Below are 15,750 nucleotides of genomic sequence, written 5' to 3' on the forward strand. Positions count from 1 at the left end.
GCTCGCTGCCCCCTCAGCCAAGCAGAATGGTCACGTCGATGTTCCCGCGGGTCGCGTTGGAGTACGGGCAGACCTGGTGGGCCGCGTCCACCAGCTTCGCCGCAAGGTCCGCGTCGAGGACCGGCAGGGAGACGCTGAGGGCGACCGCGAGGCCGTAGCCCTTGGTCTTGTTGGGGCCGATGCCGACCTTCGCGGCGACCGTCGAGCCGGTGAGGTCGTAGCCCGCGCGGTTGCCGACGAGGATCAGCGCGTTGTGGAAGCAGGAGCTGTAGCCCGCGGCGAACAGCTGTTCAGGGTTGGTGCCGTTGCCGTCCCCGCCGAGCGCGGGCGGCATCGCGACCTTCAGCTCGATCTGGCCGTCCTGGCTGGTGACATAGCCGTCACGGCCGCCGTGCGCGGTGGCCTCGGCGACGTACATGATCTTCGTCGGGCGGGTGTCGACGGCGGTGTCGTCACTCATGGCTGGCTCCCCCCAGAACAGGTGCGCACAAGAACATCGTGCACAAGATACCGGCCGGTAGGGAGGGGCGGTGCCGTCAGGGGGCGGCAACCGCGGGTAACCCGAGGTCGGGGAGTGTGCGCGGGGTCGGCGTGCGGGAGGGGTCAGCGGGAGCGGGCCGCCGCCGTGCCCGCCCGTTCCGCGAGCCGCCACAGCTCCCCGCGCAACCGCTCGGCCTCCGCCCCGTCGAGCTCCGTGGCCGCGAGCAGGGCGCCCGGTACGGCAGCCGCGCGCTCCCGGAGTTCCTCCGCACGCCCCGTGCACGCCACGCGGACCGAGCGCTCGTCGTCCACCGCCCGCTCCCGGCGGACCAGCCCGGCGCCCTCCAGCCGCTTGAGCAACGGCGAGACCGTGCCGTAGTCCAGGCGCAGGGCCCCCGTGAGCTCCTTCACCGTCGTCTCGCCGCGCTCCCACAGCACCAGCAGCACCAGGTACTGCGGGTAGGTGAGCCCGAGCTCGTCGAGGAGCGGCCGGTACGCGGCGGTCACCGCACGCTGGGCCGTGTACAGCGCGAAGCACAACTGGTCGTCAAGGAGCGGTGATCCGGCGTCCTCTGCGTTCGTCACGCGCCCATTGTCACGGACCGCGGATCGAATCCGAAGGGCAGCTCCAGCCGGTGGGCCCGCATCAGCTCGTCGTCGGTGAGGAGTTCGCCGGTCCTCCCGTCCGCGGCGATGGTGCCCTCGCTCAGGATCAGCGAGCGCGGGCACAGCTCCAGCGCGTACGGCAGGTCGTGCGTGACCATCAGGACCGTCACGTCCAGCGAGCGCAGGATGTCGGCGAGTTCGCGGCGGGAGGCCGGGTCGAGGTTCGAGGAGGGCTCGTCGAGGACGAGGATCTCCGGCTCCATGGCGAGCACGGTCGCCACGGCCACCCGGCGCCGCTGCCCGAAGGAGAGGTGGTGCGGGGGCCGGTGGGCGAACTCCGCCATGCCGACGCGCTCCAGCGCGGTCCGCACCCGCTCCTCCAGCTCGTCCCCCTTCAGCCCGGCCGCCGCCGGCCCGAACGCCACGTCCTCGCGCACGGTCGGCATGAACAGCTGGTCGTCGGGGTCCTGGAAGACGATGCCGACCCGGCGCCGGATCTCCGCCATGTGCTTCTTGTCCACGGGCAGTCCGGCGACCTTCACCGAGCCGACCCCGCCGCCCAGGATGCCGTTGAGGTGCAGCACGAGGGTCGTCTTGCCGGCGCCGTTCGGCCCGAGCAGCGCGACCCGCTCGCCGCGCGCGATCGAGAAGTCCACGCCGAACAGGGCCTGGTGCCCGTCGGGATAGGCGAAGGCGAGTCCGGTCACTTCCAGGGAGGCTGTCACAGGGTCCATCCCACCACGCAGACGAAGAGGGCGGTCACGGGGAGCGCGAGGGCGTACGACCACTGCGCCCGGGACGCGGTCACCTCGTCGATGACCGGCATCGCGCCGGCGTACCCCCGGCTGACCATGGCCAGGTGTACCCGCTCGCCGCGTTCGTAGGAGCGGATGAACAGGGCGCCCGCCGACTTCGCTAGGACGCCCCAGTGCCTCACGCCGCTCGCCTCGAACCCCCGTGACTCGCGCGCGATCCGCATCCGCCGCATCTCGTCGGTGATGACGTCGCCGTAGCGGATCATGAATGACGCGATCTGGACGAGGAGCGGCGGCAGCTTGAGCCGTTGCAGTCCCAGCAGGAGTTCGCGCAGTTCGGTGGTGGACGCCAGCAGGACCGAGGCGGCGACGCCGAGCGTGCCCTTGGCGAGGACGTTCCACGCGCCCCACAGGCCGCTCACGCTCAACGACATCCCGAGCACCTCGACCCGCTCGCCCTCCGCGACGAACGGCATCAGCACCGCGAACGCCACGAACGGCACCTCGATCAGCAGCCGCTTCAGCAGGAACCCGGCGGGCACGCGCGCGAGACGGGCGACGACGCCCAGCAGGACGGCGTACAGACCGAACGCCCACATCGCCTCCCGCGGGGTCGAGACCACGACCACCACGAAGGCGAACACCGCCGCGAGCTTGGTGTGCGGCGGCAGGGCGTGCACGGGGGAGTGCCCGTACCGGTACAGCCGGTGTGCGTGTCCCGCCCCCACGTCAGACGCCGCTCGTGCTCGCCGGCGAGACGTCGGCACCGCGACGCCTGCGGACCGCCCAGAAGATCCCGGTGCCCGCGACCACGGTCACGCCGACGCCGATCACGCCCGCAAGCCCCCCGGACAGACGGGCGTCCTCGACGTCCTTCACGCCGTAGTCGGCGAGCGGCGAGTCCGCCGAGGCGTGCTCCTCGGTCTTCGCGTCGATGCCCTGGTCGGCGGCGACCTTCTCCAGACCGTCGGGGCTGGCGGAGGCGTAGAAGCTGACGAACCCGGCGAGGACCAGGGAGGCCACCAGGCCCGTGATCCAGACCTTGCGGGGGGAGCGGGCGGCGGCGACGGGCGCGGTGTCCGGTACGTCGACCAGCTCGCCGCCGACCCGCAGCTTCAGCTTCTGCTGGAGACCCCGCGCGCCGTACACCAGGTCGGGGCGTACGGCGACGACGGCGCCCACGGTCAGCGCGGTGATGGCCGCCTCGCCGATGCCGATGAGGACGTGGACGCCGATCATCGCGGTGGCGACCTTGCCGATCGAGACGTCGGTGGTGCCGCCGGCCGCGTAGATCAGGGTGAAGGCGACGGCCGCGGCGGGCACGGAGAGCACGGCGGCCACGAAGGAGGCGGCGGTGATCGAACTGCGCCTGCGCGGAAGGACCTTGACCAGCCCGCGGAAGACGGCGTAGGCCACGACCGTCGTGACCACGGCCATGTCGGTGATGTTCACGCCGAGCGCGGTCAGGCCGCCGTCCGCGAAGAGGATGCCCTGCATGAGCAGGACGACCGAGACGCAGAGGACTCCGGTGTACGGGCCGACGAGGATCGCGGCCAGCGCCCCGCCGAGGAGGTGGCCGCTGGTTCCGGCGGCCACCGGGAAGTTCAGCATCTGCACGGCGAAGATGAACGCCGCGACGAGGCCGGCCAGGGGCGCGGTGCGTTCGTCGAGTTCACGCCGGGCGCCGCGCAGGCTCACCGCGACGGCGGCCGCGGCGACGACTCCGGTCGCTGCCGAGAGGGGGGCGTCTATGAATCCGTCAGGCACATGCACCGTTCGATGATAGTGGCTTGTTGCGAACTCTTTGCAAGAGAGTCGTGCCACGAACAGCAAGTCGCGGGCTTTCGGTCCCGGGGGCGGAATCCGGGAAATGTGCGACGCTGGAGAGGGAACGGATGCACAGCTTCCGCACAGGTTACGCAGCGTGAGAGGCCCGTCACGATGTCTGTAGTCGAACAGTACGCGCGAGCCCACATCGTTTCGGACGTGGACATCGCGGAGGACGAGGCGATTCCCGTCGTCCTGCGCTACGACCCGGACACCGATCCGCGTTCGGTGCGCGTCGGCCTGCCGGGCACCGACGAGTGGACCTTCTCGCGAGCCCTGCTGGAGCAGGGACTCAGGGCACCGGCCGGCAGCGGCGAGGTGCGGGTGTGGCCGTGCGGCCGGGTCCAGGCCGTGCTGGAGTTCCACTCGGCGCACGGGGTGTCGGTGGTGCAGTTCGAGCAGAAGGCGCTGCTCAGATTCCTGCGGCGGACGTACATGGCCGCCGCCCCCGTGCGCAGCTAGCCTTCGTGCGCGGCTGGCCTCTGTGCGCGGCTAGCCGCCGATCTTCAGCAGGGCCGCCACGATCGGGCCCGCCGTGTCGCCGCCGTGGCCGCCCGCCTGGGCGACGCCCGCGGCCGCGAGGTCACCGCGGTAGGCGGTGAACCAGCCGTTGGGCTTCTTCTGTCCGTCGACCTCCGCGGAGCCGGTCTTCGCGCCGACGTTGCCGGTGACCCCGGACATCGCCTCGGCCGCCGTGCCGTAGGCCGCCGTGTACGACATCAGCTCACGCAGCGCCGACAGCGTGGCCGGGGACATCGTGCGCGACGCGGTGGCCAGCGTGCGGTGGTCGACGCTCGGGGACACCAGGTAGGGCTGCTTGAAGGTGCCCGACTCGACGGTGGCCGCGACCGACGCCATGTTCAGCGGGTTCATCCGCACCCCGCCCTGGCCGATCAGCGAGGCCGCCTTCTGGGCCGCGCTCTGCACCGGCACCGCGCCGTCGAAGGACGGGACGCCGATCGCCCAGTTGTCCATGGACAGACCGAAGACCTGCTGGGCCTGCTTGGTCAGGGAGTCGTTGTCCAGCTTGCCCGCCTGGCTGATGAAGGCGGTGTTGCAGGAGCGGGCGAAGCTCGCCTTGAAGGTGCCGCCCTTGATCTCGAACTTGTCGTCGTTCTGGAACTTCCAGCCGCCGTACGTGAAGTACTTCGGGCACGGGTGCGGCTTGTCCGGGGACGCGAGGTCCTTCTCGATCAGCAGCGAGGAGGTGATGACCTTCATCGTGGAACCGGGGGCGAGGGAGCCCTGGAAGGCGGTGTTGAAGCCGTGGCCCGCGTTGGCCACCGCGAGGATCTCGCCGGTCGAGGGGCGCAGGACGACGACGGAGGACCGCGCCTGCGTCGTGACCTGCCGCTCGGCCGCCGCCTGGAGCGTCGGGCTCAGGGTGGTCTTCACGGTGCCCGGGGTGCCCTTGCTGAGCTCGGCCAGGGTCTTGTCGGACGACTTGCTGTCCTTCGCGCGGATCACCCGCAGTTCGATGCCCGCCTTGCCGCCCGCCGTCTTGCCGAACTTGTCGCGCAGCCCGTCCAGCACGGTGCCGAGGGACGGGTACTTGGCCGCGGTGAGCTCACCGCCGTCCCGGTCGAACGCCTTGATCGGCGGGGTCCCGGACTCACCGGTGACCAGGGTGTCCCCGTCCTTCAGGTCGGGGTGCACGAGCGAGGCGGTCCAGTGCACCCGGGGCTTGCCGGTGGTGGCGTCGCGGACGACGGTCAGGGAACTGCCGTACGTCAGCGGCTTGCTGAGGCCCTTGTACGCCACCGTCGTCTTCACGGAGAAGGGCACCTTGTCGCCGGTGCGGGGGCCGGGGGTGAGGGTCGTGGCGGTGAGGTGGGCGTCCTTGGTCCAGCCGGTGAGCAGGGCGGTGGCGGCCTTGCTGTCGCTGGTCGCGGCGGCGGCCGTGGTCACCTTGCCCTGCTGCCAGGAGGTCAGGAACGCGGTCGCGGTGGAAGTGACCTCGGCCGCCGACAGCGGGCCGGTCTTCACCTTCGGCTTGTGGTCGGCCGCGGAGGTCTGCGTCCGGTCGTCGGCCGCGGCCCCGCTGCCGTACAGCGCGTAGACGCCGATGCCGGCGCCGCCGACGACCACGGCGATCATCCCGGCGACCACGGCCGGCCTGGTCTTCCGTCGCTCGGCGACGCGCCTTCTGTTACCCACGACCTACGCTTCCTCCGCGCTGTTCCAGGGTCCCCTCTGGACCCTGGCGTCACATTCCCGCCTGCCCGGCGACGCCTGGCACGCGCGCTCGCCGCGTTGCCGAACCGCCCACGTGGCTCCTCCCCCACGCTCGAACAACCTCGCGCGGGGGCACCCCCATCGAGGACGGCCGGCGCCTTGCGATCACACGTACCAGACGCCGCCGGGCCCGCCCTTCGGGCGGACGACGGGAATGTGACGCCAGGGTCCGGCCCTCACCCACCTCAACGACTGCAACAGACTAGAGTCCCTGTCCCGCATGGGTGACGTCAGCCTGCGGCTCGTAGCACAGCTGCGACAATCGGGCCGGCCGCGTCGCCGCCGTGGCCGCCCTCCTCGGTCATGGCCGCCGCCGACACGTCGTTGCGGAAGCCGGTGAACCAGCTGTTGGACACCTGCTGTCCGTCGACCTCCGCGGACCCGGTCTTCGCGCCGAAGTCCCCGTGCAGCCCCGCCATCGCCGTGGCCGCCGTGCCCTGGGTCGCGGTCATCCGCATCATCTGCTTCAACTGGGAGGCGGTGTTGTACGGCAGCCCCTTGGCGGTGGCCAGTTCGCGGCCGTCGAGCTTCGGTGAGACCAGGTAGGGCTGGCGGAAGGTGCCGGTGATGGCGGTGGCCGTGACCGAGGCCATGTTCAGCGGGTTCATCTGGACCTGGCCCTGGCCTATCGCGTTCGCCGCCCGGTCCGGACCGCTGACCGCGGGGACCTTGCCGTCGAAGGAGACGATGCCGGTCTTCCAGTCCTGGCCGATCCCGAACCGGTCCTGGGCCTCCAGGGTCAGCGACTCGTCGGTGAGCGGCTTCTCGTCGATCAGCTTGATGAAGGCGGTGTTGCAGGACCGCATGAAGCTGTTGGCGAGCGTGGCGCCCTCGTTGGGCTTCATGGTGGTGAGGTTCTTGAAGGTCTGCCCCTGCCACACGGCACTGTCCGGACAGGGCGCCGGTCCGTTCATCGAGGTCACGCCGTTGTCGATGAGCATCGCGGCGGTGATGATCTTCATGGTGGAGCCGGGGGCCTTGGTGCCCTCGAAGGCCGCGTTGAAGGCGTCCGTACGGTTGTTGGCGACGGCCAGCACCTCGCCGGTGCTGGGCTTGACCGCGACGACCGACGACTGCTTGTACAGCTTCACGGCCTTCTCGGCGGCGGCCTGCGCGGTCGCGCTGATCGTGGTCCGCACCTTGCCCGCCTTGCCTTCGGCGAGGGTGAGCAGGGAGGTGTCGGGGGTCTGGTCCGGGTGCTTGATGACCAGCTCGATCCCCGGGGTGCCGCCGGCCTCGCTGCCGTATCTCTCCCGCAGGGCGTCCAGGACCGGGCCGAGGGAGGGGTACTTCTCCTTGGTCAGCACCTTGCCGTCGCGGTCCACCGCCTCGATGGACGGGCTCGCGGAGTCACCGGTGACGAGACGGTCGTCCCGCTGGAGCTTCGGGTACACCACCGAGGGCTGCCAGTCGACGAGCGCCTTGCCGGTGGTCACCCCGCGCACGACGGTCAGCTTGCTGCTGTACGTCAGCGGCTTCGACTTGCCGTCGAACGACACGGTCGCCCTGACGCTGTACGGCACGGTGGCGCCGGTCGCCCTGCCGGGGGTGATCCTCAAGTCGCCGATGTGCGCGTCCGCCTTGTAGCCCGTCAACAGGGTCTCGGCGGTCGTGTTGTTGTTGGTGAGCGCGGCGGCGCTCGCCGCGTCGCCCTTCTCCCAGGCGGCGAAGAAGTCCCGGGAGGTCTCCTTGATCTCGTCGGCGCTGGGCGGCCCGCTCCGCTTGGCGTCCCCGACGCCACCGCTGCCGTCGTCGCTCAGCGCCGACACGAAGTTGTACGCCCCGTATCCGGCCCCGCCGACCATCACGGCGAACACCGTGCTGACGACAGCGACCTTCACCCCCTTGGCCATGGTGTGGCCCCCTCCCCGTTTTCCCCGTTGTTGTGGGCAGCCTAAGCGGGAGGTGTGACACCAGGGGTAAGAGTTTTCTGATTCCTCGACCCGGGTGCTCAATCACGTACGTGAACGACGGTCGGCGACAGGATCATCCCCTCCTGTTGCGACGGACCCACACGATCCTCACGACGGCAACCAGCCACAGGGCCAGGGCCGCGGCGGCAAGGGGCGTTTGAAGACGGTCGGACCACTGGAGGTCCTGGCCTTCGCTCCCGATGACGGTGACCCCCATGGCTGCCAGGATCGGGCGCACTCGGGCCACCTGTCCTTGCGCCCCCGCGGGCAACGGGCACAAGGCGGCCAACACCAGGATTGTGCCGAGGGCCACACCCGCCCAACCGACGATCTCCATCTGCGGCCTCCCCTGCCGTCCCGGACTAGACCCAGGTGTCGATCCACATCCGCGACCGCCAGGAGTCGATCGGGATCGCCGTTCCCGTGTACAGGGGCCAGAAGTAGATGAAGTTCCAGGCGATCAGGAGGACCAGGACGCCGGCCGCCGTCGCGCCCGCCACGCGGCGGGTGTCGGTCGCTCGGGGTGGGCCGATGAGCGCGCCGACCAGCATGGCAACGGCCAGGCAGAGGAAGGGGAGGAAGACGATCGTGTAGAAGAAGAAGATCGTGCGCTCCTGGTAGTTGAACCAGGGCAGGTACCCCGCCGCGATGCCGCAGGCGATGGCACCGGCCCGCCAGTCGCGGCGGAAGAACCAGCGCCACAGCACGTACAGGATCGCGAAGCACGCGGCCCACCACAGCAGCGGCGTGCCGATCGCCAGCACCTCGCGCGCGCACTTCTCGCCCGCGTCCGCCGGGCAGCCGTCGGTGCCGGGCGAGGGCGACTCGTAGAAGAAGGAGATCGGGCGGCCGTCGACGATCCAGCTCCACGGGTTCGACATGTACGTGTGCGGCGAGGACAGCCCGACGTTGAACTTGTAGACCTCGTGCTCGTAGTGGATCAGGCTGCGCCACCAGTCGGGCAGGAAGGTCCAGCTGCCGCCCTTGCCGTCGGTCGCCGCCCAGTTGCGGTAGTAGCCGCCGCTGCCGTCCGCCGGGGAGAGGATCCAGCCGATCCACGAGGTGAGGTACGTGACGACCGCGACCGGAACCATCGCCAGGAACGCGATCCCCAGGTCGTACTTGAGGACCGCCTCGTACGGGCGCCGCGCCCCCGCGACCCGGCGGGAGCCGACGTCCCACAACAGGGTCATGAGGCCGAAGGCGGCCAGGAAGAACAGGCCGTTCCACTTGGTGCCCATGGCCAGTCCGAGGAGCAGGCCCGCCAGCCAGCGGTAGGGGCGCCACCCCAGGCGCAGGGTGTCCCCGACGTGCGCGTCGGGGCGCACGAGGCCGTAGGAGTCCACCGGCAGCGCAGCCGCGAGTCTCTCCCGGGCCCGGTCGCGGTCGATGACCAGGCACGCGAACGCGGCCACCACGAAGAACATCAGCACACCGTCGAGCAGCGCGGTCCGCGCCATCACGAAGGCCAGCCCGTCCACCGTCATCAGGGCACCGGCCAGGCAGCCCAGGAAGGTGGAGCGGAAGATCCGGCGGCCCACCCGGCACACGATCAGCACCGACAGCGTCCCCAGCACCGCCGTCATGAACCGCCAGCCGAACGGGTTGAACCCGAACATCAGCTCGCCGAGCCCGATGACGTACTTGCCGACCGGGGGATGCACGACATACGCGGCGTCCGTCGGCAGCGGGACATGCCCGTTCGAGGACAGGATCTGGCTGTCGGCGTTCTTGTCCCAGCTCAGCTCGAAGCCGCGGTGGACGATCGCCCACGCGTCCTTGGCGTAGTACGTCTCGTCGAATATCACCTTCTTCGGGCTGCCCAGGTTCCAGAACCGCATGATCCCCGCCACCAGCGTCACCAGCAGCGGCCCGAGCCAGCCCGACCAGCGCGAGATCCGGTCGGAGAGCAGCCGCGGAACCCCCAGCACCTGCCACATCCGCGGGCTGGGTGCCACATAGGGCGGGACCAGACGCTCGCGCACGTCGCCGCTGGTCTGCGCGGTGTAGCCGAAACGGCGCAGCCTCTGCTGCCACGACGGCCGCCGGTCCTGGGGGGCCTGGTCCTGCCGGGTGTCCGTGGAGGACGCGGTACTGGTCACCGCGCCATCGTAGGGAACCGCGCTGTGTGAGTCCCGTGCATGGGTGGATGCGTCCGGTTCGCGGCGCCCCTGGGAGGATGGGCGGGTGACTGGAACCCTTGTCCTGGCGGGCACCCCTATCGGCGACATCGCGGACGCTCCTCCCCGCCTCGCGGAGGAACTGACCGGGGCCGACGTGATCGCGGCCGAGGACACCCGGCGGCTGCGCCGGCTGACCCAGGCGCTCGGTGTGACGCCCAAGGGGCGGATCGTGTCCTACTTCGAGGGCAACGAGGCCGCCCGGACCCCCGAACTGGTCGAGGAACTCCTCGGCGGCGCGCGCGTGCTGCTGGTCACGGACGCCGGCATGCCGTCCGTCTCCGACCCCGGGTACCGGCTGGTCGCCGCCGCCGTCGAGAAGGACGTCCGCGTCACCGCCGTACCGGGACCGTCCGCGGTGCTCACCGCGCTCGCGCTGTCCGGGCTGCCGGTGGACCGGTTCTGCTTCGAGGGGTTCCTGCCGCGCAAGAGCGGGGAGCGGCTCTCGCGGCTTCGGGAGGTCGCCGGGGAACGGCGGACCCTCGTCTACTTCGAGGCCCCGCACCGGCTCGACGACACGCTCGCCGCGATGGCCGAGGTGTTCGGTGCCGAGCGGCGGGCCGCGGTGTGCCGGGAGCTGACCAAGACGTACGAGGAGGTCAAGCGGGGGCCGCTGGGCGCGCTCGCCGAGTGGGCCGCGGACGGGGTCAGGGGGGAGATCACCGTCGTCGTCGAGGGGGCGCCCGAGAAGGGCACCGAGGAGATCGACGACGCGGAACTGGTGCGCCGGGTGCGGGTCCGGGAGGAGGCGGGGGAGCGGCGCAAGGAGGCGATCGCGGCGGTGGCCGTCGAGGCCGGGATCCCCAAGCGCGTGGTGTTCGATGCCGTTGTCGCGGCGAAGAACGCCCCTTCCTGACGGGTCGCATGAGGTGGGTCACACCCCCTCTGAGCAGGGCGCATGACGTCTGAGCGTGCGCCCCATGTGCTCGCAAAGCGGTGTCTCGGAATGCAAAGGTCCACACGGCGTGGCGGGTCCGTTTGGCAAGGAAAGTCCAAATCGGCCTCAACACTCGACAGGGGCTGTCGCCTTCGTCTTCCCTGAGGCGTCCACTGGGGTGAGGGACGTACCCGTCCTTCGAACCAGCGGACACACAGGAGCTGGCATGAGCGAGATCGCAGGGCACCCCGGTGCCACGGCAGTCGTCAACGAGTCCTACTCCTTCGCCTGCATGCGCTGCGGGCACGGGTGGGAGCAGTCGTACGAGATAGAGCACCACATCGACGGCGACGGCCGGGAGTTCGTGCAGTACACGGCGGACGGACGGGTCGTGCCCTCGCCGCTCTCCAGGCCCACGTGCGAGAACTGCGACCACCATGTCGTGCGGATCATGCGGCCCGGCCGGGTCGCCGCCACCCGCGACGCGGCGCACCGGCAGCACCGCACGCCTCCCGCCGGTCCCGTGGAGGTGCCCGCGGGCGCCGACGGGGCGCCGGAGCCGGACGGGCACCACTGGCACCTGTCCGACCTGCTGCACGTGTTCCAGCGCAAGGCGAGCTGAACCGGACCGACCCGGGCCGACCCGGTCTCCCCGCCGGGCGGGGTGTGCCCCTTTCGTAGGATCGGGGCATGCCTTCGAACAGCCCCCGCGAGAAGAACGCGGCACCGCCGCTCCCGGAGCCCCTGCGGGTGCCGGTCGCCGACTCCCACACCCACCTGGACATGCAGGACGGGACCGTGGAGGAGGGGCTCGCGAAAGCCGCGTCGGTCGGGGTGACCACGGTCGTCCAGGTCGGCTGCGACATCCGCGGCTCGCGGTGGGCCGCGGAGACGGCGGCCCGGCACGACTCCGTCCACGCGACGGTCGCCCTGCACCCCAACGAGGCCCCGCGCATCGTCCACGGCGACCCGGACGGCTGGTCCCGGCAGGGCGCGCGCACCCCCGGCGGCACCGGGGCGCTCGACGAGGCGCTCGCGGAGATCGACCGCCTGGCCGCGCTCCCGCAGGTCAAGGGCGTCGGCGAGACCGGCCTCGACTACTTCCGCACCGGGCCCGAGGGCAAGGAGGCGCAGGAGTCGTCCTTCCGCGCCCACATCGAGATCGCCAAGCGGCACGGCAAGGCGCTCGTCATCCACGACCGCGACGCCCACGACGACGTGCTGCGGGTGCTGAAGGAGGAGGGCGCTCCCGAGCGGACCGTCTTCCACTGCTACTCCGGCGACGCGGAGATGGCCGAAGTGTGCGCCCGTGAGGGCTACTTCATGTCCTTCGCCGGCAACGTCACCTTCAAGAACGCGCAGAACCTGCGGGACGCGGTGGCGGTGGCCCCGCTGGAGCTCCTGCTCGTGGAGACCGACGCGCCCTTCCTGACCCCGGCGCCGTACCGCGGACGGCCCAACGCCCCCTATCTCATTCCGGTCACGGTGCGCGCGATGGCCGCCGTGCGCGGCATCGACGAGGACGCGTTGGCCACGGCACTCGCCGCCAACACCGCACGCGCCTTCGGTTACTGACCGCTCGAACGTAACTCCGGGTAGTCGCGTCGCTTTGGAGAGTGACGATCGCTCCGCTAGGTTCTGGGGGCCCGATCCGGACCCCTGGAGCGTGTCGTCGTGAGCAACGCGCAGTACGAGACGTACGAGGCCTACGGCCCCACCGAGCCGTACACCGAGCCCACCACCGCGGACACGCTCCCGTACGAGGTGTACGGGACGCCGGTCCTGCCGTACGAGGACACCTACCGGCCCGCGTACGAGACGTCCGAGCCGACGCTGCCGCTCCAGCACTCGGGGCGGCGCGCCGCACGCCGGCGCAGGGCGCGGTACACCGAGCGCTCCGACAGCACCGTGCGCCGGCTGCTTCCGCAGGCGCTGGTCGTCGCCTTCCTCGCGGGCGGCACCACCGCGTTCGTCGCCGAGGACAAGGCGATCGAGCTGACCGTCGACGGCAAGCCGCGCACCCTGCACACCTTCTCGGACGACGTGAGCGAGCTGCTCGCCGAGGAGGGCGTGGCGGTGGGCGCGCACGACGTCGTCGCGCCCGCCCCCGGCGAAGAGCTCGCCAGCGGGGACGAGGTCGAGGTCCGCTACGGCCGTCCCCTGCGGCTCACGCTCGACGGACACCGGCGCGAGGTGTGGACGACGGCGCAGACCGTCGAGGGGGCCCTGGAACAGCTCGGGGTGCGTGCCGAGGGCGCGTACCTGTCCACCTCGCGCTCCCGGCGGATCGGGCGGGAAGGGCTCGCGCTCGACGTGCGCACCGAGCGCTCGGTGACCGTCATGGCGGACGGCCGGGCCCGCACGATCCGCACCAACGCGGCGACCGTGGGGGAGGCCGTCGAGGAGGCCGGCGTCACGCTGAGCGGGATGGACACCACGTCGGTGCCGTCGGGGAGCTTCCCACGCGAGGGCCAGACCATCACCGTGCTGCGGATCACCGGGACGAGGGAGGTCCGCGAGGAGCAGATCCCGTTCCGCGAGCAACGGACCCAGGACCACTCCCTGTTCAAGGGCACCGAGGTCATCGAACAGGCGGGACAGCCGGGCGTACGACGCGTCACGTACTCCCTGCGCACCGTCAACGGCGTCAAGCAGAAGCCGCGCCGGATCCGGGTCGAGACGGTGCGCGAGCCCCGGGACCAGCTGGTGCGGGTGGGCACCAGGCCGATGCCGACCTCCGTCCAGGGCGCGGACCACCTGAACTGGCAGGGCCTCGCCCACTGCGAGTCCGGCGGCCGCCCGAACGCGGTGGACCCGTCGGGAACCTACGGCGGCCTCTACCAGTTCGACACGAGAACCTGGCAGGGCCTCGGCGGCTCCGGCCGCCCCCAGGACGCCCCGGCGGCGGAACAGACGTTCCGGGCGAAGAAGCTGTATGTGAGGCGGGGGGCGAGCCCTTGGCCGCATTGCGGGGGCCGTCTGCACGGGTGACGGGAGGGCTTTCAGGGGCGCGGGGCTGCATCGATGTGTGGCTCCGCCACGCGGGCGCGCTCAACCCCCACCGGCCCGCAGCTAGGCTGTCCACGTGAGCACCCCCTCCCCAGACTCCCTCCTCGGCCCGGCCGACATCCGCGAACTCGCGGCCGTGCTCGGCGTGCGCCCCACCAAACAGCGCGGCCAGAACTTCGTGATCGACGCGAACACGGTCCGAAGGATCGTGCGGACCGCCCAGGTGAAGCCCGAGGACGTCGTCGTGGAGGTGGGCCCCGGTCTCGGCTCACTGACCCTCGGTCTGCTGGAGACCGCAGACCGCGTCACCGCCGTCGAGATCGACGACGTACTCGCCGGAGCGCTCCCGGCCACGATCGCCGCTCGCATGCCCGACCGTGCAGACCGCTTCCAACTCGTGCACTCCGACGCCATGCACGTCACCGACCTCCCGGTTCCATTGCCAACGGCACTCGTCGCGAACCTGCCCTACAACGTCGCCGTACCCGTGCTGCTGCACATGCTCGACACCTTCCCGACCATCGAGCGGACCCTCGTCATGGTCCAGGCCGAGGTCGCCGACCGGCTCGCCGCGGCGCCCGGTTCGAAGGTGTACGGCGTCCCGTCCGTGAAGGCCAACTGGTACGCCGAGGTCAAGCGGGCCGGGTCGATCGGGCGCAACGTGTTCTGGCCCGCGCCGAACGTCGACAGCGGCCTGGTCGCGCTCACCCGCAGGACCGAGCCGGTCAAGACGACCGCCGCGAAGCGCGAGGTGTTCGCCGTGGTCGACGCGGCCTTCGCCCAGCGCCGCAAGACCCTGCGGGCCGCGCTCGCCGGATGGGCGGGGTCGGCGGCGGCCGCCGAGACGGCTCTCGTGGCGGCCGGGGTCTCGCCCCAGGCCCGCGGCGAGTCGCTCACCGTCGAGGAGTTCGCGCGGATCGCCGAGCACGCACCGAACAAGGAGCCCGGTCAGCAGTGAGCGTCACCGTCCGTGTCCCCGCCAAGGTCAACGTCCAGCTCGCGGTGGGCGCCGCCCGCCCCGACGGCTTCCACGACCTGGCCAACGTCTTCCTCGCGGTCGGCCTCCACGACGAGGTGACCGTGACGCCTGCGGAGGAGCTCCGGGTCACCTGCGAGGGCCCCGACGCCGCCCAGGTCCCCCTCGACCGCACGAACCTCGCCGCGCGGGCCGCGCTCACGCTCGCCGGGCGGTACGGGATCGAGCCCGCCGTGCACCTCCACATCGCCAAGGACATCCCCGTCGCCGGCGGCATGGCGGGCGGCAGCGCGGACGGCGCCGGCGCGCTGCTGGCCTGCGACACCCTGTGGGGCACGGACGCCTCCCGGGAGGAACTGCTCGACATCTGCGCCGAGTTGGGCAGCGACGTGCCGTTCAGCCTGGTCGGCGGGGCCGCGCTCGGCACCGGACGCGGCGAGAAACTGCGCCCGCTGGACGTCGGCGGCGACTTCTCGTGGGTGTTCGCGATGGCGGAGCGCGGTCTGTCGACCCCGGCCGTCTTCCGCGAGTTCGACCGGCTCACCGAGGGCCTCGACGTCCCCGAGCCCGTCGCCTCCGAGGCCCTTCTCGACGCGCTGGCGAAGGGCGACCCGGAGGCACTCGCCGCCGCCGTCTCCAACGACCTCCAGCCCGCCGCCCTCTCGCTCTTCCCGGAACTGGCCGGCACCCTCGCGGCGGGCAGTGCCGCGGGCGCCCTCGCCGGGCTGGTGTCGGGCTCGGGCCCGACCACGGCCTTCCTGGCCCGCGACGCCGGATCCGCGGCGAAGATCGCGGACGCGCTGCGGACCTCCGGCACCTGCCGGACCGTGCGGGTGGCGTCGGGTCCGGCACCTGGTGCGACGGTGCTCGGCGCGTAGCCTCTCACGGAGCC

At 71.4% G+C, this 15,750-nt stretch carries 16 protein-coding genes; 7 read left to right on the forward strand and 9 right to left on the reverse strand.

Annotation, left to right across the window (positions count from 1 at the left end; genetic code table 11):
• Positions 1-13: 13 nt before the first annotated feature.
• The 5 genes from H295_RS0123425 to H295_RS0123445 all read right to left on the reverse strand — a co-directional run bounded on the left by H295_RS0123425 (position 14) and on the right by H295_RS0123445 (position 3,614).
• Positions 14-460: an organic hydroperoxide resistance protein gene (locus tag H295_RS0123425; RefSeq protein WP_020137792.1), complete on the reverse strand. Its 447-nt coding sequence runs from the start codon at positions 458-460 to the stop codon at positions 14-16.
• Between the two features lie 143 nt (positions 461-603).
• Positions 604-1,065, reverse strand: coding sequence for a MarR family winged helix-turn-helix transcriptional regulator (locus H295_RS0123430; RefSeq protein WP_020137793.1), 462 nt, complete (start codon positions 1,063-1,065; stop codon positions 604-606).
• Positions 1,062-1,820 carry an energy-coupling factor ABC transporter ATP-binding protein gene (locus H295_RS0123435; protein ID WP_028809663.1) on the reverse strand — a complete coding sequence of 253 codons (759 nt, stop codon included), beginning with the start codon at positions 1,818-1,820 and terminating at the stop codon, positions 1,062-1,064. The genes H295_RS0123430 and H295_RS0123435 overlap by 4 nt, the downstream gene beginning before the upstream one ends.
• Positions 1,808-2,569: a cobalt ECF transporter T component CbiQ gene (cbiQ, locus tag H295_RS0123440; RefSeq protein WP_020137795.1), complete on the reverse strand. Its 762-nt coding sequence runs from the start codon at positions 2,567-2,569 to the stop codon at positions 1,808-1,810. Before cbiQ ends, H295_RS0123435 begins: the two co-directional genes overlap by 13 nt.
• A gap of 1 nt (position 2,570) precedes the next feature.
• Positions 2,571-3,614, reverse strand: coding sequence for an energy-coupling factor ABC transporter permease (locus H295_RS0123445; protein WP_028809664.1), 1,044 nt, complete (start codon positions 3,612-3,614; stop codon positions 2,571-2,573).
• Positions 3,615-3,782: 168 nt separating this feature from the next.
• Here H295_RS0123445 and H295_RS0123450 point away from each other — a divergent pair, with 168 nt between their 5' ends.
• Positions 3,783-4,130 (forward strand): SsgA family sporulation/cell division regulator, encoded by a 348-nt coding sequence (locus H295_RS0123450; protein WP_028809665.1) that lies wholly within the window; start codon positions 3,783-3,785, stop codon positions 4,128-4,130.
• Between the two features lie 30 nt (positions 4,131-4,160).
• Here the strand turns inward: H295_RS0123450 and H295_RS0123455 are convergent, their stop codons facing one another.
• From H295_RS0123455 to H295_RS0123470, 4 genes are all read right to left on the reverse strand, one after another.
• Positions 4,161-5,825 carry a penicillin-binding transpeptidase domain-containing protein gene (locus H295_RS0123455; protein WP_028809666.1) on the reverse strand — a complete coding sequence of 555 codons (1,665 nt, stop codon included), beginning with the start codon at positions 5,823-5,825 and terminating at the stop codon, positions 4,161-4,163.
• Between the two features lie 308 nt (positions 5,826-6,133).
• Positions 6,134-7,756 (reverse strand): penicillin-binding transpeptidase domain-containing protein, encoded by a 1,623-nt coding sequence (locus H295_RS0123460; RefSeq protein ID WP_020137799.1) that lies wholly within the window; start codon positions 7,754-7,756, stop codon positions 6,134-6,136.
• A gap of 133 nt (positions 7,757-7,889) precedes the next feature.
• On the reverse strand, positions 7,890-8,153 hold the full coding sequence (locus H295_RS0123465) for a hypothetical protein (protein WP_020137800.1): 264 nt from the start codon (positions 8,151-8,153) through the stop codon (positions 7,890-7,892).
• 25 nt (positions 8,154-8,178) lie between these two features.
• Entirely contained in the window at positions 8,179-9,918 is a 1,740-nt protein-coding gene (locus H295_RS0123470) for a dolichyl-phosphate-mannose--protein mannosyltransferase (RefSeq protein ID WP_020137801.1), read from the reverse strand.
• A gap of 85 nt (positions 9,919-10,003) precedes the next feature.
• Between H295_RS0123470 and rsmI the strand changes: the two genes are divergently transcribed.
• The 6 genes from rsmI (at position 10,004) to H295_RS0123500 (ending at position 15,736) form a co-directional block, all read left to right on the forward strand.
• The gene (gene rsmI, locus H295_RS0123475) at positions 10,004-10,852 is read left to right on the forward strand and encodes a 16S rRNA (cytidine(1402)-2'-O)-methyltransferase (RefSeq protein ID WP_020137802.1); all 849 of its coding nucleotides are present in this window, start codon (positions 10,004-10,006) and stop codon (positions 10,850-10,852) included.
• A gap of 247 nt (positions 10,853-11,099) precedes the next feature.
• The gene (locus H295_RS0123480; protein ID WP_020137803.1) at positions 11,100-11,495 is read left to right on the forward strand and encodes a hypothetical protein; all 396 of its coding nucleotides are present in this window, start codon (positions 11,100-11,102) and stop codon (positions 11,493-11,495) included.
• A 68-nt stretch (positions 11,496-11,563) separates the two neighbouring features.
• Entirely contained in the window at positions 11,564-12,448 is an 885-nt protein-coding gene (locus H295_RS0123485; protein ID WP_020137804.1) for a TatD family hydrolase, read from the forward strand.
• Between the two features lie 99 nt (positions 12,449-12,547).
• Entirely contained in the window at positions 12,548-13,864 is a 1,317-nt protein-coding gene (locus H295_RS0123490; protein ID WP_020137805.1) for a resuscitation-promoting factor, read from the forward strand.
• Positions 13,865-13,958: 94 nt separating this feature from the next.
• The gene (gene rsmA / locus H295_RS0123495) at positions 13,959-14,840 is read left to right on the forward strand and encodes a 16S rRNA (adenine(1518)-N(6)/adenine(1519)-N(6))-dimethyltransferase RsmA (protein ID WP_020137806.1); all 882 of its coding nucleotides are present in this window, start codon (positions 13,959-13,961) and stop codon (positions 14,838-14,840) included.
• A complete protein-coding gene (locus tag H295_RS0123500; protein WP_020137807.1) occupies positions 14,837-15,736 on the forward strand; it encodes a 4-(cytidine 5'-diphospho)-2-C-methyl-D-erythritol kinase in 900 nt (299 codons plus the stop codon). Before rsmA ends, H295_RS0123500 begins: the two co-directional genes overlap by 4 nt.
• Positions 15,737-15,750: the final 14 nt, after the last annotated feature.

Source organism: Streptomyces sp. 351MFTsu5.1, assembly GCF_000383655.1.
Classification (GTDB): Bacteria; Actinomycetota; Actinomycetes; order Streptomycetales; family Streptomycetaceae; genus Streptomyces; species Streptomyces griseorubiginosus.

Coding starts and splice junctions, on each gene's coding strand:
- H295_RS0123450 (WP_028809665.1), top strand. CDS start 3,783: ATGTCTGTAGTCGAACAGTACGCGCGAGCCCACATCGTTTCGGACGTG.
- H295_RS0123480 (WP_020137803.1), top strand. CDS start 11,100: ATGAGCGAGATCGCAGGGCACCCCGGTGCCACGGCAGTCGTCAACGAG.
- H295_RS0123460 (WP_020137799.1), bottom strand. CDS start 7,756: ATGGCCAAGGGGGTGAAGGTCGCTGTCGTCAGCACGGTGTTCGCCGTG.
- H295_RS0123465 (WP_020137800.1), bottom strand. CDS start 8,153: ATGGAGATCGTCGGTTGGGCGGGTGTGGCCCTCGGCACAATCCTGGTG.
- H295_RS0123485 (WP_020137804.1), top strand. CDS start 11,564: ATGCCTTCGAACAGCCCCCGCGAGAAGAACGCGGCACCGCCGCTCCCG.
- H295_RS0123425 (WP_020137792.1), bottom strand. CDS start 460: ATGAGTGACGACACCGCCGTCGACACCCGCCCGACGAAGATCATGTAC.
- H295_RS0123435 (WP_028809663.1), bottom strand. CDS start 1,820: ATGGACCCTGTGACAGCCTCCCTGGAAGTGACCGGACTCGCCTTCGCC.